This window comes from Azonexus hydrophilus DSM 23864, from assembly GCF_000429605.1.
Taxonomy (GTDB): domain Bacteria; phylum Pseudomonadota; class Gammaproteobacteria; order Burkholderiales; family Rhodocyclaceae; genus Azonexus; species Azonexus hydrophilus.
The window spans coordinates 1-25507 of record NZ_AUCE01000018.1 but is presented as its reverse complement, the minus strand read 5'-3'; the positions used below and the strand labels follow the sequence as shown (position 1 = coordinate 25507).

Below are 25507 nucleotides of genomic sequence, written 5' to 3'. Positions count from 1 at the left end.
TTTAAATGTTTTTGTATTGGTTTTCGAAGTTTTCAATAGTGCTGCGAAGCGTGTCGATTAGCCGATTGAAAGGAACGAAACTTTCGTGCAGTTTATTTTGGACGTTTACGCGGTAGCGCTCTAGTTCCGCTTCAGTCAGTTCCATCCTCTCTAGGAGTGCATCGATAGTCTGTATCACTCTGATATCGCGTGTTTCTACGCTGGCATCGGCAACGATTTTTATATGGCTGGCAAGGTCGTTAATGTGGCTGTGTCGGATCAGGCCATCCTTGTGCTGTTGGGTACCACTTTTGAAGCGCTGTCCGGATACCTTGAATATTCTTGGCGAAAAGTTCAGAAATTCGAGGCATTGCTGTTGTACCTTATCTGCAATTTCGTCAATTTTTTCCTGCTCTTCCTTGTCTGTCTTGCTTAAGACCAGAATGATGTTTTGCTCGGCAAATTCTCCGAATGATTGCTTGAGGCGGCACAGAAATTCCTTTTCGTTTTCCTCAAGCTCCCCCTGTGGCTGGTGAACAAAAAGAACGACATCGGCCTGATCAATGCCGGTCATTGCTTCCCCGGTATCTGAATCGCTGGCATCGAGGCCCGGAGTATCAACATAGATATAGTTATCCGTCTCCAGCATCTTGACTCGGGCCGTTTCCCTTTGATCGGCTACTGGGAAGAATTCATCATCGATATGCTGTGTAAGCATGTTTAGAAGATAACTTTTTCCGGCATTGACCAACCCGCAGGCTGCAATCATGGGTTTGTCTGAGCGAGATGACGGGGTGAGAATCAAATCTGCTTTCCGACACAGAGTTTCTTTTCGATCTATCAAAATTGCGATGTTGCTATTGACCATTTGATGTTTTAGCCTTATTCGGAATTGATGTTGACGTAATCTTCTGATCGCTTAGTGGCAGGATGTGTCGCCTTAGGCTCAATTTTTGATGGACGTTAACTTAAAGACGGCCTAATGGTTTCGAGAATAACGAGCTCAGCTTGTTCAGAAGGTTGGCTGGTGTTGCGTTGAGTGCGTCGCTACCGCACTTCCCGCATTTTTCGGGCGGCAGTTTGGTCAGGGCATCGGATGAGGGCGCATGCAAGGTACTCCATCCGCATTGTCGGCATTGGTACTGCATTGATTGGGGTTTGATAGGCATCTTTACTCCTTGTTTCAGGTGTTCAGGTAAGCTTGCAATTGCTGCTCCATCTGAACCTGCCATGCTTCCGGGCTGATGATTCGTACATGGGGTATCCAGTAGCGCACGATGGGCAGAATCTGGTTGGGATGGGCGAACTTGCCAGAAACGATCAGTCCCCCGTTTTCCAATTCCTTTTCGATGACCTGATGCGATATAAGCTTGCGTCGCTGAAAGTAGGGGGCTACGGTCGGGGTGATGGCGAGAATGACTTCGGTTTTTTTGGTGTTGAGCCAGATGCTGTCTTCTTGGTCAAGTTGCGCGCTGATTGCCGGGTCCGGGGCGTAACTTTCATCCAGGCAACTTAGTGAGGAAATTTTGGCGAAGGCGTAGGATTTTGCCTGCCCCCCGTCGTCAGCGGCGAGATACCAAATGCCTGCGTTATTTACTAGGCGATAGGGTGCGACCTCAACCCATTTTGGATCATCAGATTTCAGGTAGAAAAAGCGAACTTTGCTGCGTTCGCTGATGGCTGTCTGCAAGGTGCGGAAGTCGCCCATGCGCTGCCGGAGGTCTTCGCGGCCCCCTTCGTGAACGGTGAAGGTATCGTCGAGCCTGCTATCGAAAAGTTCCCGAAGGAATTGTGTATCGAGACCGGGAAATAAGCCGGTGACGCCGGCAAGGTTGGCGAAGCGCTCGACGTCGCGAAAGGTGATGCGCCCGAGATAAGCTGGATTGAGCGCGTACAAGCCGTTGGTTTTTTCCAGTGGCAAGAAGGCAAATCGCTCCTGCAGGTCGCGCTGGATCGTTCGTCTGTGTACGTTGAATTCCTCGGCCAAGCTACCAATGTCAAGACGTTCCCCCTGGTTAAGTTTCATCAGGATACTAGCGAGTCGCCAAGCAAGCAGATCGTGATCAGGTTGCGTCATACAGTTATCAGCCCCAAAGCATGTCGGTTTGACAGAACCTTAAAGTAGGAAAGTGACAGGTGGTGTCGCACGGCAGAGTAAGAGGGGGAAATTGAGAGAAAAGTGTCACAAATACGAAACGTCTTTAGCATAACCCAAATTTGCTTAATGTCATATCGGGCGCCGACCAAGAGGCCGGCTGGCGGAGTTCTGACGGAGGAGCAGAGAGCCATCAACCGGATGCTGCCCTCGGTGCGGGCAATTGTTGAACATCCGTTCCGGGTAGTGCAACGCCAGTTTGGCTTTGTGAAAGTTCGCTACCGTGGTCTGGCGAAGAATACGGGGCAGATCGTGACGCTGTTTGCCCTGGCCAATTTGTGGATGGCTCGCAGGCGATTGCTGCCTTTGGTGGGCGAGGTGCGCCCGTGAAACGGGAAGTGCAGGGAAAAACTCTGGGATTTCACGGTTAAGGGTCGAAGATCGCCGGTTTTTCAGCTTTTTTATGACAGCCTGCGCGGACGTTGCGGGTTGTTCAGAAAATCCTTAAGCTGGAACTTGGCGATCTTGCGAAACACAGGGAGTTGCTCGAACAACTCCTGAAGGCCGCCTACGAGAATCGTGGGTGAGGTCGAACCCATCATTCCTGACCTTGCGCATAAAGCTGCGCAAGGCCGGTGAATTTATACGTTATGCGCAAAGGAGAGGAGCATGCCCACTTGTCCAAAATGTCACTCAACCAACATCGATAAGCTGAATTATGGGAAGCGTGCAGGAGCTACCGTTGGTGGCTTAGGAGGTGCTGCTGGTGGTGCAGCAACTGCTATAGCTGGCGGAGCCGCCGGTGGCAAAGCAGGTGCTGCATTAGGTGCCTTTGGTGGCCCTGTAGGTATTGCTGCGGGCGCAACTGTTGGCACCATCGCAGGCGCAATTGCAGGAGCACTTGCTGGTGGCACGGTCGGGGTTACAGCTGGTGCAGTTGTAGGACGTGCTATTGATGAACACATCCTGGATAACTACAAGTGCATGGAGTGCGAACACAAATTTAACGAGGAGTGAGGTTCGCATAACAATTCATTTCAGCCGACGCCCGCTTGCGGGCGTCGGCTGAGTTTAAACGTTGAATGACCGTTTTCCCAATCTGTCGACTTCCGCATTGGGTCGGGAGCACTTATTCGCTAAATGAGAAAGCTGCTGGTCGCCATTAAGTATGGCCCCAACGGCAGCTTACTGCCGGACTGCTGAGCGATATTGACCGATCAGCCAACGTTGGCAAAGGCCGGAGACTGTGTGAAAACACCCGGACTGTGTACTCCAAACGGGTGGTTGATGCGTTAAATCCTCTATGACGAAGGGTGTCGGGAGGCTGGCATGAAGCGCTTCATTGAGGGTGACAATCGGCAGCAGATTACGCTCCTACCGGAGTCACTCGACGAGTACATCGATGCAGAGAATCCGGTCCGTATTGTTGATCTGTTTGTCGACCAACTCGATCTTGGCGGCCTGGGTTTCTCTGTCGAGCCTGCCGCTACGGGGCGGCCTTCATATCACCCATCGACGTTGCTGAAGCTCTATGTCTACGGTTATCTCAATCGCATTCAATCAAGCCGCCGGCTAGAGCGGGAGGCGCAACGGAATGTCGAATTGATGTGGCTGCTCGGGCGGCTATCTCCGGATTTCAAGACCATTGCAGACTTCAGGCGGGACAACGGCAAAGGCATCCGCAACGCCTGTCGTCAGTTTGTCGTGCTCTGTCGCCAACTGAATCTCTTTGCCCAAGCTATCGTGGCCATTGATGGCAGCAAGTTCAAAGCGGTCAATGCCCATGATCGCAACTTTACGCGGGGCAAACTCGAAAAGCGGATGCAGGAAATCGACCGTTGCATCGAGCGCTATCTGACCGAGATGGATACCGCCGATCGCCAGCCTGCCGAGATTGCCGAAGCGAGAACGACACGACTCAAAGAGAAGATGGCAACGCTGAAGGCCAGGATGGAGCAACTGAAGGAAATTCAGTCTCAATTGGAGCAGTCGCCCACCGGGCAAATCTCGCTCACCGATCCAGATGCCCGCGCCATGGCAACCAGTACCAGTCGGGGGTTAGTGGGCTACAACGTTCAAACGGCCGTCGATACCCAACACCATCTCATCGTTGCCCACGAGGTCACCAATATCGGTAGCGACCGGCGCCAACTGGCAAAGATGGCCAGACAAGCCAAGGTTGCGATGGCCGCGCCCGATCTCCAGGTCATTGCGGACCGTGGCTATTATCACGGCGAGGAAATTCACGCCTGCGAGGAAGCGGGCATCACCCCGTTTGTTTCGAAGCCCATGACTTCCTTGGCCAAAGCAAATGGCCGATTCGACAAGGAGGATTTCGTCTTCGAGCCAGAGACTGGTGAGTATCAGTGTCCGGCCGGTAGCCGACTGATCTGGCGTTTCTCAACCGTTGAACGTGGCGCACTGATCCATAAATACTGGAGCTCCGATTGCCCACGCTGCGCGATGAAGGAGAAATGTACGCCGAGCCCCTATCGGCGCGTTGCTCGCGGGGAATATGGGGTCAACTCACGAAACGGAAAAAATCGTACGCTAACCCAATGTCATCAAACTTGGTTGCCTTGATTACCCTTCGCCAAGCTGCGGTTTGCAGCATGCCGATGCGTTCCCTGAACGTGGGATGCCGTCTCGCCGCCAGGCACAATCGCTTGAGACAAGCCGTCAAGAATGCCGCAGTGCGCAGCTTCCCGTGCCTCGCCACACCGCTCACGCAGGTCTTTTAGTTGCCTTTCCAGTTCCTGAAGCTCTTGCATCCGTTGGGCGACGTGCCCAATGTGTCGGTCAAGCAGGCGATTCACATCCGCGCAGTTCTCCTGTGGTGACTCCTTGAAGTGCAGCAAGACCCGGATCTCATCCAGCGTCATGTCCAGACTGCGACAACGCCGAATAAAGGACAGTCGCTGGACATGGGTTTCCCCATAGATGCGGTAGTTGCCTTCGCTGCGGGCCGGTACGGGCAGCAGCCCATCACGCTCGTAATAGCGGATCGTTTCCACATTCGTCCCGGCAAGGCGGGCCAGTTCACCGATTTTCATCTTCGTCTCCTGATGTTCAAACGGGTCGAGCCGGTTGGAGCATGATGATCGCCATACCGGCCAGTGAGACCGCACTGCCGACAAGATCCCATCGGGTTGGCACGACGCCATCGATCCGCCATAGCCAGATCAGGGCAATCGCCACGTAGACTCCCCCGTAGGCGGCGTAGGTTCGCCCGGCGGCGCCTGGGTGCAGGGTCAGCAGCCAGGCAAACACACCCAGGGAAACGGCGGCGGGGATCAATAACCAAACTGAACGCTGCTGGGTCAGCACCAGCCACGGCAGATAGCAGCCGAGAATCTCGGCCAGCGCTGTTATGGCGAACAATCCCAGAACTTTGACGAACTCAAGCATTGCTTTGGCTCCAACTATTTTCCATTATTGTAATCACTTGACTCTGTAGTCACTCAAGGGTTTCTAATGCGGGAAACAAGGAGAACGCCATGAGTCTTGATCCCAACCCGAAGCCCCTTCAGGAAACCGCCCATAGCGGATGTGCAGGCGGCTGTTCCGCAGCAGTCCCCATGGCCGCAGAAATCCCGGCAGTCTTCGATCTCGCACAAAGCGATGGCGTGCCCGTCTTCGTGATTCCAACCATGGACTGCCCGAACGAGGAGAATGACATCCGCCGTGCGGTGGCCGGCATCGAGGGCATCCGTTCCCTGCGTTTCCAACTGTCGGCACGCACCGTTTCGATAGATGCGACGACGGATGCCCTCGATGCCGCCTTGGCCGCTATCCGCAAGGCGGGATTCAGCCCCAAAGCGGTCTCGGCAGACCAAGCGGCAACGAAAAACGTCGGCGTCAGTGAGCTATGGCGAAGCATTCTGGCGCTGGGGCTGGCCGTCGGTGCGGAAGCGCTGGATTTCTTCGCGCCCGACACATTGCCTTTCAAGGGCTTCGGTATGGCATTGGCCATCGCCGCCCTCTGGCTGTCCGGCATTTCCACCTATAGCAAAGGCGTGGCGGCATTGCGGCGCGGGCAGTTGAACATGAACGCGCTGATGGGCGTAGCGGTGACCGGTGCCTTCCTCATTGGACAGTGGCCCGAGGCGGCGATGGTTATGGCCTTGTATGCCATTGCCGAACTGATCGAGGCCCGCTCCGTGGATCGGGCGCGTAACGCCATCAAGGGCCTGCTTGACTTGACGCCGGAGACGGCGGAAGTTCGGCAGGTTGATGGAACATGGCGGGAAATACCCGCCGCAGAGGTAAAGCTGGAAGCCTGCGTTCGGGTCAAACCCGGCGCCAGGATACCGCTCGATGGTCAGGTGACGGCAGGAACCAGTGCGGTCAATCAGGCGCCGGTCACCGGCGAAAGCATCCCGATTGACAAGGTGGCCGGCGACCCGGTATTCGCCGGCACGATCAACGAAACCGGCATTCTGGAGTTCCGTGTGACGGCTGCTGCCGACAACACCACGCTGGCCCGCATCATCCACGCGGTCGAACAGGCGCAGGGGACGCAAGCGCCAACCCAACGCTTCGTGGATCAGTTTGCCGCAATCTACACCCCGGCTGTGTTCTGCATCGCACTTGCCGTGGCCATTTTGACACCCTGGCTCCTCGGCTGGACTTGGACGCAGGCGATCTACAAGGCCCTGGTGCTGCTGGTCATCGCTTGCCCCTGCGCGTTGGTGCTTGCCACGCCGGTAACGGTCGTCAGCGGACTGGCGGCAGCAGCTCGACGCGGCATCCTGATCAAGGGCGGTGTCTATCTCGAAGAGGCCCGAAAACTGCGGGTCATTGCCCTCGACAAGACCGGTACCATTACCGAAGGCAAACCCCGTCTGGTCGCCACGGAAATACTTCCCTCGGCGGTCCCCGAATCGCAAGTGCTTGCCTGGGCGGCCAGCCTGGCCGGACACTCGGACCATCCGGTCTCAAAAGCGATTGCGACCGGTCTCAAGCTTCCAGAGAACGGCTTGACCGATTTTGTCGCACTCGCCGGACGAGGTGTTGAAGCTCGCACGGATGGCCAACTCCTCTTTCTCGGCAACCATCGACTGGTTGAGGAGCGCAAGCTGTGCAGTGCCGAAATCGAGGCGCGCCTTCAGGTGCACGAGATGCAAGGCCGGACGGTGACCATGCTGGCGTCTGCACAGCAGGTGCTGGCGATTTTTGCGGTGGCGGACACCATCAAGGAAAGTTCGCGGGAGGCAGTGGCCGATCTGCACCGTCTCGGTGTCGTCTCGATCATGCTGACCGGCGACAATGTGGCGACGGCCGCGAGCATTGCCAAGGAAGCCGGCATCGACGACGCCCGGGGCAATCTTCTCCCAGAGGACAAACTGGCGGCCATCGAAGATTTGCAGCGTCGCTATGGCCCGACCGCGATGACCGGCGACGGCATCAACGACGCACCCGCGCTTGCCAGGGCCGACATCGGCGTAGCCATGGGCGCGGCCGGCACGGACACGGCGATGGAGGCCGCCGACGTGGTGATCATGAACGACGACCTGCGGCGCATTCCCGAGACCATTCGCCTGTCCCGGCGCACCCATTCGGTCCTCTGGCAAAACATCGGGCTGGCCCTGGGCATTAAGGCGATTTTTCTCGGGCTCGCGGTGTTCGGAAATGCCACCATGTGGATGGCGGTGTTTGCCGACATGGGCGCCAGCCTGCTGGTCGTCGCCAACGGTCTGCGGATATTGCGAACCTCTGCACCGCAAACCAAAGACTAAAGACCCATTGTTGGTTGGCAAAAAGCAGCGGGGCCATCAGCCGGCCAGTCGTACGCCTATTTCTGTCTCACCATGGGCGGATTTTGCGAAGGCCTCCCCGTCATGCATTCGGGCAATCGCGCCAACGATGGCGAGACCCAGTCCATGATTCTGATGGCCGTGGCTACGTGAGGCATCTACGCGGAAAAAGCGGTCGAAGATATGAGGCAGACTTTCAGCAGAAATCGGTTCTCCTCGATTGATCATCGAGAGCTTGATGTGTCCATGAGTTTCCACGACGATACGAATCACGATTGAACTTCCGGGATCGGCATACCGAGCCGCATTATTCAGCAGATTGGACAGTACGCGCCGGAGCAGCGCCGCGTCGTACTGGCCTGATGCATCGCCTTCGATAGACCATTGAAGGTCAGATTCGATCAGCACCGCTTCGTAGTAGTCGGCCACTTCGGCGCAGAGCTGGGCAAGGCTATGAATGGGCATCCGCCGGGCTTTAGCACCCCGGTCGGCTTGCGACAGAAACAGCATATCATTGACGATGCACGAAAGCCTGTGCATTTCTTCGAGATTCGAACCGATGCAATCACGCAGGTGTTCGTCCTTGTCGTTGCTACGCAAGGCCAACTCGCTGCTGGCGATGATGTTCGCCAATGGGGTTCTCAATTCGTGCGCCACGTCGGAATTGAACCCTTCGAGTTGCTGATAGGCCTTTTCCAGTCGATTCAGCAAGTCGTTGAAATGATCGATGAGAACTTGCAACTCGGCAGGGATCCCCTCTGTTTCCAAGCGCGTGTCGAGGGAAAGTATTGCGAGACTGCGCGTTTGCTCTGCCAGCGTCCGAATGGGGGCCAGTCCGTAATACACGATCAGGTAGCCGCCCAGGGTGATTGCGGCACTCCCGATCAAGGCAGCCCCCCAGAGGATGGCTGCGAGGCGATCCAGAATCGCTTCATCAGGCGCAATCTCAAGTGCCAATTCGGCAACGGCAAAATCTGTCCTCTGCGCTTCATCGGGGAGTGCAAACGAATAAAAACGAGCTTTTGATGGCCACGCACTTGGCGTCGAGATGAAGCGAGCCTCACCCAGCCTATCGATTAACTTGAGATGCGAGTCCCGATTGATTTTTAGAAGATCCTCCAGGTCGTGTTCAAGCGATCCCGGTTGCAGGTGTTCCGGTGTTTCTTCAAACAGGTGCCGAATTGCCGTGCTGAGCTTTTCAAGGCGCTGGTCCTGTTGTGTTCCAAGATTGGCTTTGACCGAAAAAAAAACGCCGAGGCACAAGCATCCCAGAACACCCAGGCTCAGCGAAGCGAGCCAGCGTATGAGGCGACCGCTCAGCGTCGGATTGATCATCCTTCCCAGTCTCATTCGCGCAGTTCAAGGACATAGCCCATACCGCGTACGGTATGCAGCAACGGTATCTCGAAGGGCGTATCTATTTTGGCGCGCAGTCGCTTGATCGAAACTTCGACGACGTTGGTGTTGCTGTCGAAATTCATATCCCAAACCTGCTCGGCAATCTCGGTTCGCGACAGCACCTCACCTTGTTTCCTGAGAAACAGAGAAAGCAACAGGAACTCCTTGGCGCTCAGATCGATGCGCTGACCGTTCCTGAGAACCTTGCGGCGGGCCAGATCCATTTCAAGATCGTGTAAAGCAAGACGGTTCGACGTGGCTTCCGGTTGCTGCGTGGCCGACCGGCGCAACAGTCCCTGAATTCGAGCAATCAGCTCGGAAAAGGCAAACGGCTTGACCAGATAATCGTCGGCGCCGGTTTGCAAACCGTTAACCCGGTCCTCCACTTTGCCACGCGCGGTCAGCATCAATACCGGTGTTTGCTTCTTAGTGCGCAAGGCAGCCAACAAGGAGAGCCCGTCCATGCCGGGCAGCATGGAGTCGAGGATGATGGCCGCGTAATCGAACTCCAAGCTCATGTGGAGTCCCGTTACGCCGTCGTGGGCAAGGTCAACGACAAAGCCTGCGGTACCCAATCCCTTTTGCAGGTATTGGGCAAGCTTTTGCTCATCTTCGACAACCAATAGTTTCATTTCTTCACGAATCGAAAGATGTCAATTTTGTAAACTTCCTGTTGGCGTTCTGTCAGTGCTGATTTTTTATAGTTCATCCATGCCGTTCAGTTGTTCGGCATACCCCAAACCCGATGAACCTAAACATCATTGAAGGAGTTCTATCATGAACGTCAAACAAGCCCTTTCCATCCCCGTTCTCTGTGCTGGTTTGGCCCTGTCAGGGCAAGTGTTGGCCGAGTCGGTCATGCACAGCACGCCGGAGGGTACGACAAAATTCTACCCGGCGCATGATTCGGGCAGCAAATCCGCCGCGCAAGTGCAACAGGAACTCGATAACTTCAAACGCAATCCGGTTAGCGCTGATGGCCAGTATCGTTACGTGGGCGGTGACCAAGGCTGGGCGCTGATTCCGCACGAATATGCCTATCGCGATGGGAAATGGCAACACGTCGACAAGCTCAGGCACGATACACCCGCACCATCCTTGGACATGACTTCGGAAGAAAGGAAGCAACGCGATGCCCTGTATCAAGGAGGTTAATCGTTATTTCTGACACACTCGACCGCCCATCCGACAATGGCCAGGACGCGAATTCTTGGCCATCTGTTTTTGCCCCCCAATAGTTCTGCTAACATCCGCCCAATGCGTCGCTGGCTTTCCATCCTTCTGCTCGCTTTTCTGCCGTTCCAGTTCACCTGGGCGGCGGTCGGTGGCTATTGCCAGCACGAAACCGGTGCGGCCGCTCAGCATTTTGGGCATCATGAACACAAGCATCATGCCGATGAGAGCGGTGATATCGACGCCAAAGCCTTGGGCGGCGGCATCGATGGCGACTGCGCCGCCTGTCATGCCAGTTGCGCCGCAGCGCTGACCGGCATTGCGGCGGTCCCCCTCATGGCTACGACTTTCGTCGATCATCCTTGGCATCCGGGCGTTTTAGCTTCGCCGCCCACGGTCCAACCCGAACGCCCCAACTGGTCCGTCCTCGCCTAATCGGCGGGGTGGATAGCACTTTTCTGCGCTTCTCCCTTGCGGCTGTGGTGGACTGATCCGCCCTGACGCATTGCGACGCTTCCCGGTCGCACCTCGCCGATTCCCCGTGTGTCTTTTTCATCACTGGAGAATCGGATGTCCAAAAGTAATTCTGTTCCACGAACGACATTTTTACCGGCCCGCCTGCTCGTTACCGGGCTGTGCTCGCTCGCTGCGCTATCGACCGGCGACCTATGGGCGCAATCGACGCCAGCCCCCGCTGGTGCCACGATTACCTTGCCGCAAGCCTTTGCTGCTGCCTGGGCAAGACAACCTGAGGCACAATCCATCGATCTGCGGCGCGATGCGGCCGAGGCGCGTCGGCAAGTTGCCGACAGTTGGACGGCTCAACCACCGTCGCTGGATTTGGCCGGCAAGACCGACCAACTGAGCAAGAATCAAGGCAGCCGCGAATACGCGGCCGGCGTCGCCTTGCCCCTGTGGCTGCCGGGCGAGCGCTCCCGTCAGGGCGCCCTGGCCGATGCCGAATCCAAAGCCCTGGATAGCCGGGTGACGGCGGCCCAACTGCGTACTGCCGCCGCCGTGCGTGATGCCTGGTGGAACTGGCAGCGGGCTCGCGGCGAACAGGCTCTGGCCCGCGAGCGCCTGGTCAGTGCGCAAAAACTGGCAGAAGATGTCCGCCGCCGGGTCAAGGCTGGCGACCTGGCCCGCTCGGACCAGCATCAGGCCGATGGCGCGGCGGCCAGCGCCGAGGTGACGCTGGCGGAAAGCGCCAGCCTGCTGGCCGCCAGCACTCAGCAACTGCGCGCCTTGGTCGGCAAGCTGCCGGATGAGAAAGCAGCCGACGGACCTGAAACCCCGCCGGCGGTGCCTGCCGACTTCACCGCCCTGGATGCGACCCACCCGGCGGTCGTCGAACTGTTCGACCGAGCCGAAGTCGCCCGCCGCAGCGCCGATCTGGCCAGTGTGCAGACAAGGAACAATCCCGAACTGTTGTTGGCCACCACCCGTGAGCGAGGCGCTTTCGGTGACGACTATCAGCAGACCGTCACACTCGGTGTACGCATCCCGTTTGGTTCGGATAGCCGAAATCGCGCCAAACTCGGCCTGGCCCGTGCCGAAGCCCTCGAAACCGAAGGTCAACTTCGCCTTGAACGCGAGCGCCTGGCAGCCGATCTGGAAGCGGCGCGGGTGCGCGTCGAATCCAGCCGCACGCAACTGGTGGCTGCCGAGAAGCGCGCTCAACTGGCGCGTGAGTCGCGGGGGTTCTTCGAGAAGTCCTTCCGTCTGGGCGAAAGCGATCTGCCAACCCGCTTGCGTATCGAACTCGAAGCCGTCGAAGCTGAACGGCAAAACGCTCGCGCCCGGATTGATCTGGCCGCCGCGATCTCCGCCCTGCGCCAGGCCTTGGGCCTGCTCCCCGAACAAAAATGAGGAACCCGAACATGAGAGCAACAAACACGCTGGCCGCTTTGGGATGGGCCGCCTGGATCGCCTTGGCCGCGCCACTGGCCTGGGCCGGTGACGGGCACGACCACGGCGAGGCGCCTGCTTCATCCGCCGGTCCCGCCGCGCCACGTTTTGCGGCAACGTCCGAAACCTTTGAACTGGTCGGCGTCGTCAATGGCAAGCAACTGACGCTCTATCTCGACCGCTATGCCGACGGCAGCCCGGTCAAAAACGCCCAGCTCGAACTGGAACTCGGCGGCGTCAAAGTCCCCGTCGAACCGCATGCCGACGGGGAGTTCGAGGCGACGCTGGCGCAGGAACTCAAGCCGGGGGTCGTGTCGGTCGCGGCGACCGTTATCGCCGGCGAGGAAACCGACTTGCTGGCTGGTGAACTCGACATGCACGAGGAGGCGCATGCCGAAACGACCGCCCACACACATGGCTGGAAGGAATACGCCCTGTGGGGTGGTGCCGCCGGAGGGGGGCTGTTGATCCTTGCCGCTCTATTGCGCCGCCTGCGTGCTTCCCGTAAACCGCATTTCGGAGGTGCCGCATGAAGCCCCGTCTGTTATTGAGCGCCCTTTGCCTTTCCCTCTTGTTCTCTCCAATGCCGGCTCTGGCCGGCGACGGCCATGACCACGGCGACGCCCCGCCCGTTGCCAGCGGCAACGGCCCGAAACGCCAGCCGGACGGCAGCGTCTTCCTGCCCAAACCGGCGCAACGCCAGATCGGTGTTCGTACCCTGCTGGTTGAACCCGGCGAACTGCCCCGTACCCATGAACTGGCCGGCAAGGTGGTCATGGACCCGAATGCCGGCGGCAAAGTGCAGGCCATCGTCGCCGGCCGTGTCACGCCGGGGCCACGCGGTCTGCCGCTGCCCGGCCAGCAGGTCAAGAAAGGAGAGGTGCTGGCTTACGTGACGCCAGAAGTCGGCGGCAATAGCCGCTCGCTGGCGGAAAGCCGCCTGCGCCGCCTACGCGAACTGTCCGATACCGTGCCGCGCAAGCTCATCGAGGAAGCCGAGGCCGCCGTGGCCAACGAACAACTGGTGGCGCCGGTCAGTGGCGTTATCGCCTCGGCCAACGTCGTTTCCGGTCAGGTGCTCGAAGCCCGCGAAACCCTGTTCGAGATCGTCAATCCGGAACGCATGCTGATCGAGGCGCTGGCTTTCGATATGGCCGTCGCCAGCGATGTGGCTGGTGCCTTTGTTGCCGTTGGTGAGCAGAAGCTGCCGCTACGCCTAGTCGGCGTCGCCCGCAGCCTGCGTGAGCAGGCACTGCCGCTGACCTTCCGGGGTGAAGGCGGCGCTTTGGCGGCGTTGGCCGTCGGCCAGCCAGTTCGGGTCTTCGTGCAGACGCGCAGCACGGTGCCGGGCATCCGCGTGCCGATGGCGGCGCTAATGAAGAACCCTGCGAACCAGAGCATCGTCTGGGTCAAGACGGCGCCGGAACGCTTTGAGCCGCGCACAGTCACCGCCGAGCCGCTGGACGGCACCCACGTGGCGGTGACCAGCGGTCTGAAAGCCGGGGATCGGGTTGCCGTCCGCGCGGCCACTCTGATTAACCAGATACGCTGAGCGGAGCCAATCATGTTCAAGTGGCTTCTCGACAACAGCCTTGCCAACCGCCTGCTGGTCATCATCGCCAGCTTGGTGCTGATGGCTTATGGGGCATTCACGCTCTCCCGCACACCGGTGGATGTGTTTCCGGACCTCAACAAACCGACGGTCACCATCATGACCGAGTCCGGCGGTATGGCCGCCGAGGAAGTGGAACAACTGATCACCTTCCCGCTGGAAACGACCATGAACGGTCTGCCAGGGGTGGAAAGCGTGCGCTCGGTCTCCAGCGCCGGCCTCTCTTTCATTTATGTGACCTTCAACTGGAAAACAGAGATTTTCCGGGCTAGGCAGATGGTGTCTGAACGTCTTTCCTCGATGGAGGAAGGGCTGCCAGCGGGCGTCACGCCGCGCATGGGGCCGATCAGTTCGATCATGGGCGAAATCATGCAGATCGCCATTCCCATCGACACGGCGAAGATTTCGCCGATGCAGGTGCGCGAATACGCCGACTGGGTGCTGCGTCCGCGTCTGATGGCCATCGCCGGTGTGGCTCAGGTGATCCCCATCGGCGGCGAGGTCCGCCAGTTCCAGGTGCAACCGAACACGACACGCATGGCGGAACTGGGTATCACACACGAGCAGTTAACCGGGGCGCTCAAGGGCTACTCGGCCAACACCTCCGGCGGCTTCCTGGAACTCAACGGGCGCGAATACCTGATTCGCCATCTCGGCCGCACGTCGCGTCTGGATGACCTGAAGAACCTGGCGCTGACGGCCCGCCACGGTCAACCCGTTTTATTGCGGCAAATCGCCGACGTGACCTTCGCACCGGCCATCAAGCGGGGCGATGCCGGTTTCGAGGGCAAACCGGCGGTGATTCTGGGCATCCAGAAGCAGCCGACGGCCGATACCATCCATCTGACCCGGAGCATCGAGGCCGCCGTGGAGGATCTGAAGAAATCGCTGCCAGCCGGTATGGAGGCGCCCAAGGTGACTTTCCGCCAGGCGAGTTTCATCGAGTCGTCGATCAGCACGCTGCAAGGCAAGCTGATCGGGGCATCGGTCTTCGTCGCGGTCATCCTGTTCTTCTTTCTGGGCACCTTGCGCCCGACGGTGATCGCCCTAACCGCTATCCCGGTGTCGATTTTCATGACGGCGCTGGTTTTTGACTATTACGGCTTGTCGATTAACACCATGACCCTTGGTGGCCTGGCCATCGCCATCGGTGGCCTGGTCGATGACGCGGTAGTCGGTGTCGAGAACGTGCTGCGACGGCTAAAGGAGGACCGGGCCAAACACCACGATCACCGGATGCACCCGATTGAACTGGTGGCCCATGCGACGATGGAGGTGCGTTCAGCCATCCTCTACGCAACGATCATCATCGTGCTGGTTTTCCTGCCGCTCTTCGCGCTGCCCGGCATGGAAGGGCGCTTGTTCGTGCCGCTCGGCATCGCTTTCATCGTTTCGACGCTGGCTTCGCTGGTGGTGTCGGTGACGGTGACGCCGGTGCTCTCCTTCTACCTGTTGCCAAGCATGAAGTCGCTCGATCATGGCGACACGAAACTGCTGGCCTGGCTGAAGGCCGGCTACGGCCGCAGTTTGCAGACGGTGCTCAACCATCCCAAAGCGGCGTTGGCGGCCGGTGCCGTCGCTATTTTGGTGGCAGCAGTCGCGGTGCCCTTCTTCCCCAAGACTTTCCTGCCGCCCTTCAATGAGGGGACGCTGCTGATTGGCATGCGCCTCAACCCCGGCGTCACGCTGGCCGAGTCGTCGGCTCTGGCGCAACAGGCCGAGGTGCTGGTCAAGGCGGTGCCTGAAGTGGTGCACGTCGGGCGACGCAGCGGCCGGGCGGAACTGGATGAGCATGCTGAAGGTGTTCATGTTAGCGAACTGGATGTCGGTCTGAAACCGGCGTCCGAAATGACGCGCACAATGGATGAGATTTCGGCGGACATTCGCGCCCGCCTGATCAACCTGCCGGCGGCGATAGCCATTGGCCAGCCCATCTCGCACCGTATCGACCACATGCTGTCCGGGGTGCGTTCGCAGATCGCCATCAAGATTTTTGGCGATGACTTGGACACCCTACGCGGTCAGGCCGACGTCTTGCGCGGCAGACTGGCCGGTATCCCCGGCATCGCCGATCTGGAAATCGAGAAGCAGGTGCTGGCGCCGCAGATCAAGGTCAGCGTCAATTACGCGACGGCTGCACAGTACGGCGTGCCGACGCCGCAGATTCTGGCGACGCTGCAAAGCCTGGTCGAAGGCGAAAAGGTAACGCAGGTGGTCGAGGGCGGTCGGCGCTTTGCGCTGGTTGTGCGCTTGCCCGAGTCGTCCCGCTCGTTGCAAGGGCTGGGGCAGATCTTGCTGGAAACGCCCGGTGGGCCGATTCCCTTGGCCAAAATCGCCACCATCGAGGACGGCGACGGGCCGAACCAGGTCAGCCGCGACGACGGCAAGCGGCGCATCGTGCTTTCAGCCAACGCCCAAGGGCGGGCGCTGTCCGAGATCGTCGAGGACATCCGTAAGGTGGTCGGCGACAGCAAGCTGCCGGAGGGCTACTTCATCACCCTGGGTGGGCAGTTCCAGGCGCAGGAGGAGGCGTCGCGGCTGGTTGGCCTGCTCTCCATCGTCTCGCTGGTGCTGATGTTCGTGGTGCTGTTCAGCCGCTACAAATCGGTCGTGCTATCGGCGCTGATCATGGCCAACATTCCGCTGGCACTGGTCGGCGCGGTGCTCGGCTTGTGGCTTTCCGGGCAGCCGCTGTCGGTCGCCGCGCTGGTCGGTTTCATCACGCTGGCCGGCATTTCGGTGCGCAACGGCATCCTCAAGGTCAGCCACTACATCAACCTGATGCGCATGGAAGGCGAGAACTTCGACCACCAGATGATCCTGCGCGGCTCGCTGGAACGTCTTGCGCCCGTCTTGATGACGGCGCTGGTCACCGCCTTCGCGCTGGCGCCGCTGCTGTTCGAGGCCGAGCGGCCGGGTACGGAAATTTTGCATCCGGTGGCGGTGGTCATCTTCTCTGGCCTGATCAGTTCAACCCTGCTCGACACCTTCCTGACACCTGCCATGTTCTGGCTGTTTGGCCGCAAGGATGTGGAACGCCTGATGGCCGACCGCGATGCCGGTGCGCTTTGATTATTACTCAACGAAAGGAAATCTCATGAAACCGATTCATCTTCTCGCCGCTTTTGCCTTCTCCATATCCGGCCTTGCCTTCGCCGCTGGTGGCCACGAGCACGATCACGAACACAAGCCGCTCCACGGTGGCGTGGTCAGTGAGGTCAAGGATATGGATTACGAACTGGTTGCCAAGCCGGATTTGATTCAGTTGTATTTGCGCGATCATGGCAAGCCAGTGGATGTTTCAAAGACCAACGCCAAACTGACCATCCTCGTCGGCGCCGACAAGCAGGAAGTCGAGTTGAAACCGGCTGGTCAGCAACTGGAGGCCACAGGCAGTTTCAAACTTGCCAACAGCAAGATTGTGGCCTTCGTATCCGTCCCGGGCAAAGCCCCGGCAACGGTTCGCTTCGTGTTGAAGTAGAAGGCGAGCCTGTTTCGGGAAGCATAAAAAGCCAAAAAGGCGACAAGCCCATGGTTTTGGTTCGTGCTTCCCGAATAGCGGATTTTCGTTGTGTGGCCTCATGGTGTCATTTTGAGCTACACCCTAACCGGATGTCAGGCTAAGCCATCTGGAAGCGTCAGAATAGAGCCGCGATTGCAATTTCTTGACGTATGCCGCACAAGGCCATAGATTTCTGCCTGACACTTTCAGCTCGGGAGGCATCTTGCAGGGGCATCGCATCGGCTACGTCCGCGTCAGCAGCTTCGACCAGAACCCGGAACGGCAACTGGAACAGGTCCAGGTGGACAAGGTGTTCACCGACAAGGCGTCGGGCAAGGACACGCAGCGTCCGCAGCTCGACGCGCTGCTCGGGTTCGTGCGCGAGGGTGACACGGTGGTGGTGCACAGCATGGACCGCCTGGCCCGCAACCTGGACGATCTGCGCCGCTTGGTGCAGGGCCTCACGCAACGCGGCGTGCGCATCGAGTTCGTCAAAGAACACTTGACCTTCACCGGCGAGGACTCGCCGATGGCAAACCTGATGCTCTCGGTGATGGGCGCATTCGCCGAGTTCGAGCGCGCCCTGATCCGCGAGCGGCAGCGCGAGGGCATCGCGCTCGCCAAGCAGCGCGGGGCCTATCGGGGCCGCAAGAAGGCGCTCGCGCCGGAGCGGGTGGCTGAGTTGCGGCGTCGCGCTGCGGCCGGCGAAAAGAAGGCACAACTTGCCCGCGAGTTCGGCATCAGCCGCGAAACCCTGTACCAGTATCTGAGAACGGATGACTGACCATGCCCCGTCGCAATTTACTGACGCCAACTGAGCGCACCGGCCTGCTCGCCTTCCCGACCACCGACGACGAACTCATTCAGCATTACACCTTTGCCGAACCCGACCTATCGGTGATCCGCCAGCGGCGCGGCAGCCACAACCGACTCGGCTTCGCGGTGCAGTTATGCTACCTGCGTTATCCCGGCTTTGCCCTGCCGACTGATGCAGAGCCGCCCGCCTCCCTGCTGAACATCGTCGGCCGCCAGTTGCGCATCGAGCCGGACATCTGGCCGCAGTACGCGCAGCGGCCGGAAACCCGGCGCGAGCATCTGTTGGAGTTGCAGGCGTGGCTGAAGCTGACGCCGTTCGCTGTCGCTGACTATCGGCACTTCGTCCACCTGCTCGCTGATCTGGCCCAGCAGACCGACCGGGGTATCGTGCTGGCCGAAGCGCTGGTCGAGTTGCTGCGGCAGCAACGCATCATCCTTCCGACCGTCGATGTCATCGAGCGCGTGTGCAGCGAGGCGCTGACACGTGGCACGCGCCAAGTCTATGAAGCGCTCACCGCGCCGCTTGGTGATTTCCACCGCCGCTTGCTCGAAGGCCTGCTGGCGATCCGCGAGGGCACCAAGGGCAGCGGGCTGATCTGGCTACGCCAGCCGCCCGGCCCGCCGAAGCCCAAGCATGTGCTGGCCCACCTGGAACGGCTGAAAACCATCCGCGACCTGGCGCTGCCGGGCGACCTGGAACACGCCATTCACCAGAACCGCCTACTGAAGCTCGCCCGTGAAGGCGGACAAATGACGGCACAGCACCTGCGCGACCTGGAGCTGAACCGTCGCCATGCAACCTTGGTCGCGGTGATCCTTGACACCCGCGCTACGCTGATCGACGAAATCATCGACCTGCACGACCGTTTCATGGGCTCGCTATTCAGCAAAGCCAAGCGCAACCACGCCGACCGCTTCCAGCAGTCCGGCAAGGCGATCAACGACAAGGTGCGGCTGTACTCGCGCATCGGGCGCGCCCTGCTGGAAGCCAAGCAATCGGGCTACGACCCGTTCGCCGCCATCGAGGCGATCATCCCCTGGAATGTATTCAGCGAAAGCATCACTGAAGCGGAAACGCTGGCCCGGCCGGAAGACTTCGATTTCCTGTCCCTGGTCGGTGACGGCTTCACCCAGCTCCGGCGCTACACGCCGACCCTGCTGGAAGCATTGACCGTGAAGGCCGCGCCGGCAGCGCGCGAACTGCTGGCCGGCGTCGAAGTGCTCAAAGGGATGAACGACCGTCAGGCGCGCAAGGTGCCGGACGACGCGCCCACGTCGTTCGTGCGCAAGCGCTGGGAAAACCTGGTGCGCACGGAAGATGGCCTGGATCGGCGTTTCTACGAGCTATGCGTGTTGTCGGAACTAAAGAACTCGCTACGCTCGGGTGACATATGGGTGCAGGGATCGCGCCAGTTCAAGGATTTCGAGGAATACCTGCTGCCAGCGCCCCGCTTCGCGGCGCAGCGCCAGCAGCAGGAGCTGGGCCTCGCGGTCGAAACCGACTGTGAACGCTTCCTGGCGGCACGGCTGGCTGTGCTGGAACGCGAGCTGGCCACCGTGGAACGGCTCGCCGCCGCCAACGAACTGCCCGACGCGGCGATCACCAGCGCCGGCCGCCTCAAGATCACGCCACTGGACAACGGCGTGCCCGACGAGGCCGAGGCGCTGATACAGCAGGCGTATGGCATGTTGCCGCACCTGAAGATCACCGAGTTGCTGCTGGAAGTCGATAGCTGGACCGGCTTCACGCAGCACTTCAAGCATCTCAAGAGCGGTACGGCGGCCGAAGACCAGCATCTGCTGCTGACCACCATCCTGGCCGACGCCATCAACCTGGGCCTCTCCAAGATGGCGGAATCCTGCCCCGGCACGACCTACGCCAAGCTGGCCTGGTTGCAGGCGTGGCACATCCGCGACGAAACCTACTCGGCTGGGCTGGCCGAGTTGGTCAACGCGCAGTTCCGCCAGCCCTTCGCTGCTTATTGGGGCGATGGCACCACCTCATCGTCGGACGGCCAGAACTTCAAGGCCGGCGGCCGAGGCCAGTTCGCCGGCCAAGTGAACCTGAAGTATGGCCAAGAGCCGGGGGTACAGTTCTACACCCACATTTCCGACCAATATGCGCCATTCCATACCAAAGTCATCAACGCGACCGTGCGCGACGCCACCCACGTCCTGGATGGACTGCTGTACCACGAGTCCGACTTGCGGATCGAGGAGCACTATACCGACACAGCCGGCTTCACCGACCATGTGTTCGGGTTGATGCACCTGCTCGGGTTCCGCTTTGCGCCGCGCATCCGCGACCTGGCCGACAAGCGCCTGTACGTCCACGGCGATGCGAAGCAGTATCCAACGCTGGCCGGCCTGATCGGCGGCAGCATCAACGTGAAGCACATCCGTGCACATTGGGACGAAATTCTCCGGCTGGCAGCGTCGATCAAGCAGGGCACCGTCACCGCCTCGCTGATGCTGCGCAAGCTCGGTAGCTACCCGCGTCAGAACGGCCTGGCGGTGGCGCTGCGCGAACTGGGACGGATCGAGCGCACGCTGTTCGCGCTCGACTGGATGCAGAACGTCGAACTGCGCCGCCGTGTGCAGATCGGCTTGAACAAGGGCGAGGCCAAGAATTCACTGGCCCGCGCCGTGTTCCTGAACCGGCTCGGCGAGATCCGCGACCGGAGCTTCGAGAACCAGCGCTATCGCGCCAGCGGTCTCAACTTGGTGGTAACTGCCATCGTACTGTGGAACACGGTCTATCTGGAACGAGCGGTCCAGGCGCTGCGCGACTCCGGTGTGAGCATTGACGAGAAGCTGTTGCCGCATCTGTCGCCGCTGGGCTGGGAGCACATCAACCTGACCGGTGACTACATCTGGCGTCAAAACAAGCAACTCGGACAGGGCCAGTTCCGGCCGCTACGGATGCCCGGCGAAGCTTAGCGGCAATGCCGATGTCTTAGCGTACGATTTTTTCCGTTTCGTGAGTTGAACCCAATATGAATCTAGCCTGGAAGCGATGCAGAAACGCCTCGATAAGAAACCCGAAGCCATGCGGACGCGACGACAGACTGTTGAGCATCCATTCGGCACGCTAAAGGATTGGATGGGTGCCACCCATTTCCTGACCCGGACCCTGGATCGGGTCAGTACCGAAATGAGCCTGCATGTCCTTGCCTACAATCTGAAACGAGTCATGAAAATCATCGGCATTGCAGATCTAAAGGCAGCCATGCAGGCCTAACCAGGCCTTTTTGCCCTTCCTATTCGGAATGCCAACCGGAAAACCCGAAATTAGCCGGCAGAATTTCTGCCCCCAACCTGTAGCAGCCAAAATTTCCGAACGTTTCCACACAGCCTCGCCGATGAGCGGTAATAGCTTTAAAGAAGCCGGCGAGAAAATGTTGCCGCTATTTGACCATTATCTTCGGCAGTGATACCGGTGGTATTACACGTTGCAGTTCTTCCGCTAGCACATCAACACGCCGCCCGGCACCATACTTGCCGCCCACCGTCCCCGGTTCGTGGCCGCAAATCTGGTCAATTACGGCATCCTCGATCCGAGCGTTCCGGCACAGGTCTTTGAACAGGTGTCGGAAACTGTGAAATACCTTGGATTTCGCGGATATCCCGAGTCTGTCGAGGTGGCGCGCCCACCATTTCGAGAACGATGCGCTCTGCACCTCATCCTTGGATTTGACCTTGGGAAAGAGGCGGTCGTGACAACTGCGCACATACTCCAATAAGCCGGCCCGGATCAGTTCAGGGTGGATCGGAACGTCCCGATCAGCGCTGTTCTCATTCTTGCCGTCGAGGATGTGAATGTAGTGGTTGCCCTTGGCGTCGACCTGGAACTGCTTTTTGGTGAGCGTGGCAATTTCTTCGAGGCGCATTCCCGTCAGATATGCGATGGCTGGAATCCAGGCACAGGCTTCACCAGCGCCGCCGGCCGGGCGCTTGTGTTCGGTGTATATCGGGCTGTTGAAAATCATCTTCAGCTCGGCATCGGTGAAAGGCTGTCGCTTCTCACCTGCAGTGCCACGCTGGGCACGCTTGACCTTGATGTCGGCAAACGGATTCTCGGGAAGTCGCTTGACCAGGGTTGGGCTGTCGCGTCCAGTGGCGAACAGGGTGCCAACAAAGCCCAGTTTGTTGGCGATGGTGCCGGGGGCAAGCTTCTTTTCGTCACGCAGAAAATCGCGGAAGGCGAGGGCGTCCTCGCGGGTAACTTCGGTAGGGTTCTTGCTACAGAATGCAGAGAACAGATTCATGGCAGCAAGGTAGGAAGCCCTGGTGTTTTCGCGCCTTTCGCATTCCTTGTCCCATATGTCGTAAAGCATTTGCCAGGAGATGGTGTCATCGGTGGTGGCGACAGCCTTGCTGGCGTTCTGGGCGATAAATTGGCTGGGCAGTATCTCGGCTTTGTCTTCGCCAACGATAGCGCCTTCATGGCGCTTTCTGATGCCTTCGTAGGCTTCCAGGTTAGCTTGGGTGGCGACATACGCGATCTTTCGCCAGTCGCTTTCAGAGAACTCGGGTACATAGCCACGCCCGATCAGGAAAATGCGGGTGCTCTCAAGCATTGGCTCGACCAATCCCATCGCTAGTTGCTTGCGCAAGGCTGTAATGGCCTGGTCGATGTGCTCGCCGTATTCCTCGAATTCCTCGGTGGTCATTCCGGCGATGCGCTTGCGCCGATCCGTATCGAGCAGTGAAGCACGAACCAGATTACCCAGTTGTGTTTCCAGTTCCGGCGTTACCTCGTTCAGTGTAACGAGGTGTGTACGACGAATTCCTTGGCTGGAAAGGGGGTCGACAGGCATCGCATCGAGGCGAGTGCGAGCTTCTGCGATGAGGTTGTCTGCGAGCAAAGCGTAGCGTTTGCACTCGCGAACAGCCGCAGGGTAACTCTGGCCTAGGGATTTTTTGATTTCCCGTTTGCCGATGAGGGGACGCAACTCGGCCGGGATGCTTTGGCGGAAATAATAGGTGTTGTTTTTGAGGGTGAGGTAAGGCGGCATGTCCAGTCCTGACTGGCTGCGCTTTGTACCCTGTTTTTGTACCAACTTACTCACCATAGTGGCTGATTATATCTACATAATCAGCCACTTGGGAATAAATTGGCGGAGTGGACGGGGCTCGAACCCGCGACCCCCGGCGTGACAGGCCGGTATTCTAACCAACTGAACTACCACTCCGCACCAAAACCTTTGGCATCCCCATGGGGATTCGAACCCCAGTTACCGCCGTGAAAGGGCGGTGTCCTAGGCCTCTAGACGATGGGGACCCGGACTTTCCTTCGAGCTTTTATGGTGGAGGTAAGCGGGATCGAACCGCTGACCTCTTGCATGCCATGCAAGCGCTCTCCCAGCTGAGCTATACCCCCGCTCGAAAGAAGGCCGCATTATAGGGAGCGTCTTTCCCCTTGTAAAGGGCCTTTCACGATTTTTAGAGATATTTTTTCAGGGCAGCCAGTACACGGTCGCGACCGATCAGCTCGATCACTGCATCGACCGACGGCGTTTGCGTCTGTCCGACCAGGATGGCACGCAGCGGCATCGCCAGTTTCGGCATCTTGAGGCCGTGGCGGGCAATGGTTTCCTTGATCAGGGCGGTAATCGCCGGGATCTCCCAGGCGACTTCGGCGATCCCGGCAGAAAAATCGGCCAGCGCCGGCCGGGTTTCCTCGGTCAGGTGCTGGGCGAGCAGTTCCGCGCTCGGGGTGACCGTGGTGTAGAACACCTCGACTGCGTCAGCCAGCACGTTGAGCGTGTTGCAGCGGTCGACGTAGAGGGCGACGGCCTTCTCCAGGCAGGGGCCGGCATCGCTGTCGATACCGCGGGCGGCAAGCCGGCGCTTGATGTGTGCGGCCAGTTCCGCGACCGGGAGCTGTTTCATGTAGTGCTGGTTCAACCACAGCAGCTTTTCGGTATTGAACTGGGCGGCGGAGGCGGTGATGTGGTCGAGGTCGAACCATTCGACGAACTGCTCGCGGGTGAAGATTTCGTCGTCGCCGTGCGACCAGCCCAGGCGCGCCAGGTAGTTGATCACGGCTTCCTTGAGGAAGCCGTCTTCGTCGTACTGCATGACTGAGACGGCACCGTGGCGCTTGGACAGCTTGGCGCCGTCGTCGCCGAGGATCATTGACAGGTGGCCGTAGATCGGCACTTCGGCGCCGAGCGCCTGCAGGATGTTGATCTGGCGCGGGGTGTTGTTGACGTGGTCGTCACCGCGGATGACGTGGGTGATGCCCATGTCCCAGTCGTCGACGCAGACGCAGAAGTTGTAGGTCGGTGTGCCGTCGGCGCGGGCGATGATCAGGTCGTCGAGTTCGGCGTTGGCGATTTCGATGCGTCCCTTGACCGCATCGTCCCAGGCGACCACGCCGTCCTTGGGATTACGGAAGCGGATCACTGGCGGCACGCCGGCCGGCGGCGTCGGCAGGGTCTTGCCCGCCTCGGGGCGCCAGCGGCCGTCGTAGCGCGGCTTTTCCTTGCGCGCATCCTGCTCGGCGCGCAGGGCGTCCAGTTCCTCGCGGCTGGTGTAGCAATAGTAGGCGGTGCCGGCCGCCAGCATCTGCTGGATCACTTCGCGATAGCGGTCCATGCGCTGCATCTGGTAGAAGGGGCCTTCATCGTGGGTCAGTTCCAGCCAGGCCATGCCGTCGAGAATGGCCTGGACGGCTTCCGGGGTAGAGCGCGCGACATCGGTGTCTTCGATGCGCAGGATGAACTGGCCCCCGTGGCGGCGCGCATAGGCCCAGGAGAACAGGGCAGTGCGGGCGCCGCCGATGTGCAGGTAACCGGTGGGGCTGGGGGCAAAACGGGTGCGGACAGGCTTCATTGGAATCGAATCGTCGGTCTGGATCAAAGTCCGGTATTCTAGCCGACCAAGGTTTGACCCGTCGCGCGAGTTATGGTTAAATGCGCGCCTTCCTCGATGGGCGGTTAGCTCAGTGGTAGAGCACTGCCTTCACACGGCAGGGGTCACTGGTTCGAACCCAGTACCGCCCACCATCGAGCACCTGAAGGCCCGAGAAATCAGGCCTTTTCTTTTCTAGTCCTCAAGCGTTGCCCCTTTCGCCGGTCCCCAGTTTTGGGTTTCGGGTGACTCAGGGTGACAGCCGGGTGACCGACTGCCTATATCCAGGCTACCACAGCAGCACCTACCCCACCAGTCTTGACAGCACAGGAAGCCCCTACAAGAGCCCACCCTCTCCAGGCATAGGTGCGTGTAGGCAAAGGCATTACAGCGCCTTCTAGGCCCCTTCC

The 25507-nt window shown here is 59.4% G+C and carries 20 protein-coding genes, 4 tRNA genes and 2 pseudogenes; 14 read left to right on the top strand and 12 right to left on the bottom strand.

The features are described 5' to 3' along the window. Window position 1: 1 nt before the first annotated feature. Together G471_RS17345 and G471_RS0110190 are read right to left on the bottom strand one after the other, a co-directional pair. Entirely contained in the window at window positions 2-847 is an 846-nt protein-coding gene (locus G471_RS17345) for a GTPase (RefSeq protein ID WP_081700211.1), read from the bottom strand. A 315-nt stretch (window positions 848-1162) separates the two neighbouring features. Next, window positions 1163-2056: a helix-turn-helix transcriptional regulator gene (locus G471_RS0110190; RefSeq protein ID WP_028995255.1), complete on the bottom strand. Its 894-nt coding sequence runs from the start codon at window positions 2054-2056 to the stop codon at window positions 1163-1165. Window positions 2057-2146: 90 nt separating this feature from the next. On the opposite strand from G471_RS0110190, the gene G471_RS19515 reads away from it, so the two are divergent. From G471_RS19515 to G471_RS17340, 3 genes and pseudogenes are all read left to right on the top strand, one after another. Then, window positions 2147-2464 (top strand): transposase, encoded by a 318-nt coding sequence (locus tag G471_RS19515; RefSeq protein WP_425387151.1) that lies wholly within the window; start codon window positions 2147-2149, stop codon window positions 2462-2464. A gap of 279 nt (window positions 2465-2743) precedes the next feature. Then, window positions 2744-3091: a hypothetical protein gene (locus G471_RS18785; RefSeq protein WP_081700210.1), complete on the top strand. Its 348-nt coding sequence runs from the start codon at window positions 2744-2746 to the stop codon at window positions 3089-3091. 312 nt (window positions 3092-3403) lie between these two features. Further along, window positions 3404-4591, top strand: a pseudogene (locus tag G471_RS17340) (IS1182 family transposase); the annotation flags it as partial. A 47-nt stretch (window positions 4592-4638) separates the two neighbouring features. On the opposite strand, the gene cadR reads toward G471_RS17340, so the two are convergent. Then, window positions 4639-5127 (bottom strand): Cd(II)/Pb(II)-responsive transcriptional regulator, encoded by a 489-nt coding sequence (gene cadR / locus G471_RS0110170; RefSeq protein WP_028995253.1) that lies wholly within the window; start codon window positions 5125-5127, stop codon window positions 4639-4641. A 16-nt stretch (window positions 5128-5143) separates the two neighbouring features. After that, window positions 5144-5482 (bottom strand): YnfA family protein, encoded by a 339-nt coding sequence (locus tag G471_RS0110165; RefSeq protein ID WP_028995252.1) that lies wholly within the window; start codon window positions 5480-5482, stop codon window positions 5144-5146. An 89-nt stretch (window positions 5483-5571) separates the two neighbouring features. On the opposite strand from G471_RS0110165, the gene G471_RS0110160 reads away from it, so the two are divergent. Continuing rightward, complete coding sequence (locus G471_RS0110160; RefSeq protein WP_028995251.1) at window positions 5572-7812, top strand: heavy metal translocating P-type ATPase; 2241 nt, start codon at window positions 5572-5574, stop codon at window positions 7810-7812. A gap of 36 nt (window positions 7813-7848) precedes the next feature. Here G471_RS0110160 and G471_RS0110155 read toward each other — a convergent pair whose 3' ends face one another. Both G471_RS0110155 and G471_RS0110150 read right to left on the bottom strand, forming a co-directional pair. Further along, a complete protein-coding gene (locus tag G471_RS0110155; RefSeq protein ID WP_043421473.1) occupies window positions 7849-9165 on the bottom strand; it encodes a heavy metal sensor histidine kinase in 1317 nt (438 codons plus the stop codon). An 11-nt stretch (window positions 9166-9176) separates the two neighbouring features. Then, window positions 9177-9860, bottom strand: a complete 684-nt coding sequence (locus tag G471_RS0110150) for a heavy metal response regulator transcription factor (RefSeq protein WP_028995249.1) — start codon at window positions 9858-9860, stop codon at window positions 9177-9179. Between the two features lie 145 nt (window positions 9861-10005). On the opposite strand from G471_RS0110150, the gene G471_RS0110145 reads away from it, so the two are divergent. After that, window positions 10006-10383 carry a hypothetical protein gene (locus G471_RS0110145; protein ID WP_028995248.1) on the top strand — a complete coding sequence of 126 codons (378 nt, stop codon included), beginning with the start codon at window positions 10006-10008 and terminating at the stop codon, window positions 10381-10383. A 3-nt stretch (window positions 10384-10386) separates the two neighbouring features. Here the strand turns inward: G471_RS0110145 and G471_RS19395 are convergent, their stop codons facing one another. After that, a complete protein-coding gene (locus G471_RS19395; RefSeq protein WP_157272498.1) occupies window positions 10387-10761 on the bottom strand; it encodes a hypothetical protein in 375 nt (124 codons plus the stop codon). A 210-nt stretch (window positions 10762-10971) separates the two neighbouring features. Here G471_RS19395 and G471_RS0110135 point away from each other — a divergent pair, with 210 nt between their 5' ends. From G471_RS0110135 to G471_RS18780, 8 genes and pseudogenes are all read left to right on the top strand, one after another. Then, entirely contained in the window at window positions 10972-12270 is a 1299-nt protein-coding gene (locus G471_RS0110135; protein ID WP_028995246.1) for a TolC family protein, read from the top strand. Between the two features lie 11 nt (window positions 12271-12281). Continuing rightward, entirely contained in the window at window positions 12282-12842 is a 561-nt protein-coding gene (locus G471_RS0110130) for a hypothetical protein (RefSeq protein ID WP_028995245.1), read from the top strand. Continuing rightward, the gene (locus G471_RS0110125) at window positions 12839-13861 is read left to right on the top strand and encodes an efflux RND transporter periplasmic adaptor subunit (protein WP_028995244.1); all 1023 of its coding nucleotides are present in this window, start codon (window positions 12839-12841) and stop codon (window positions 13859-13861) included. The genes G471_RS0110130 and G471_RS0110125 overlap by 4 nt, the downstream gene beginning before the upstream one ends. A gap of 12 nt (window positions 13862-13873) precedes the next feature. Further along, window positions 13874-16993, top strand: coding sequence for an efflux RND transporter permease subunit (locus tag G471_RS0110120; RefSeq protein WP_028995243.1), 3120 nt, complete (start codon window positions 13874-13876; stop codon window positions 16991-16993). Between the two features lie 25 nt (window positions 16994-17018). Further along, the gene (locus G471_RS0110115; protein WP_028995242.1) at window positions 17019-17402 is read left to right on the top strand and encodes a hypothetical protein; all 384 of its coding nucleotides are present in this window, start codon (window positions 17019-17021) and stop codon (window positions 17400-17402) included. Between the two features lie 244 nt (window positions 17403-17646). Continuing rightward, entirely contained in the window at window positions 17647-18207 is a 561-nt protein-coding gene (locus G471_RS0110110) for a recombinase family protein (RefSeq protein ID WP_028995241.1), read from the top strand. Between the two features lie 2 nt (window positions 18208-18209). Continuing rightward, complete coding sequence (locus tag G471_RS0110105; RefSeq protein WP_028995240.1) at window positions 18210-21179, top strand: Tn3 family transposase; 2970 nt, start codon at window positions 18210-18212, stop codon at window positions 21177-21179. Between the two features lie 52 nt (window positions 21180-21231). Beyond that, a pseudogene (locus G471_RS18780) lies at window positions 21232-21480 on the top strand (transposase); the annotation flags it as partial. A gap of 166 nt (window positions 21481-21646) precedes the next feature. Here G471_RS18780 and G471_RS0110095 read toward each other — a convergent pair. The 5 genes from G471_RS0110095 to gltX form a co-directional block, all read right to left on the bottom strand. After that, window positions 21647-23257, bottom strand: a complete 1611-nt coding sequence (locus G471_RS0110095; protein WP_169720492.1) for a site-specific integrase — start codon at window positions 23255-23257, stop codon at window positions 21647-21649. Window positions 23258-23357: 100 nt separating this feature from the next. Further along, window positions 23358-23434: transfer RNA gene (locus tag G471_RS0110090), tRNA-Asp, on the bottom strand. Between the two features lie 13 nt (window positions 23435-23447). Next, window positions 23448-23523: transfer RNA gene (locus tag G471_RS0110085), tRNA-Glu, on the bottom strand. A 23-nt stretch (window positions 23524-23546) separates the two neighbouring features. Then, window positions 23547-23622 (bottom strand) — tRNA-Ala (locus G471_RS0110080). Between the two features lie 62 nt (window positions 23623-23684). Further along, a complete protein-coding gene (gene gltX / locus G471_RS0110075) occupies window positions 23685-25079 on the bottom strand; it encodes a glutamate--tRNA ligase (RefSeq protein WP_028995238.1) in 1395 nt (464 codons plus the stop codon). 98 nt (window positions 25080-25177) lie between these two features. Between gltX and G471_RS0110070 the strand changes: the two genes are divergently transcribed. Beyond that, window positions 25178-25252 (top strand) — tRNA-Val (locus tag G471_RS0110070). Window positions 25253-25507: the final 255 nt, after the last annotated feature.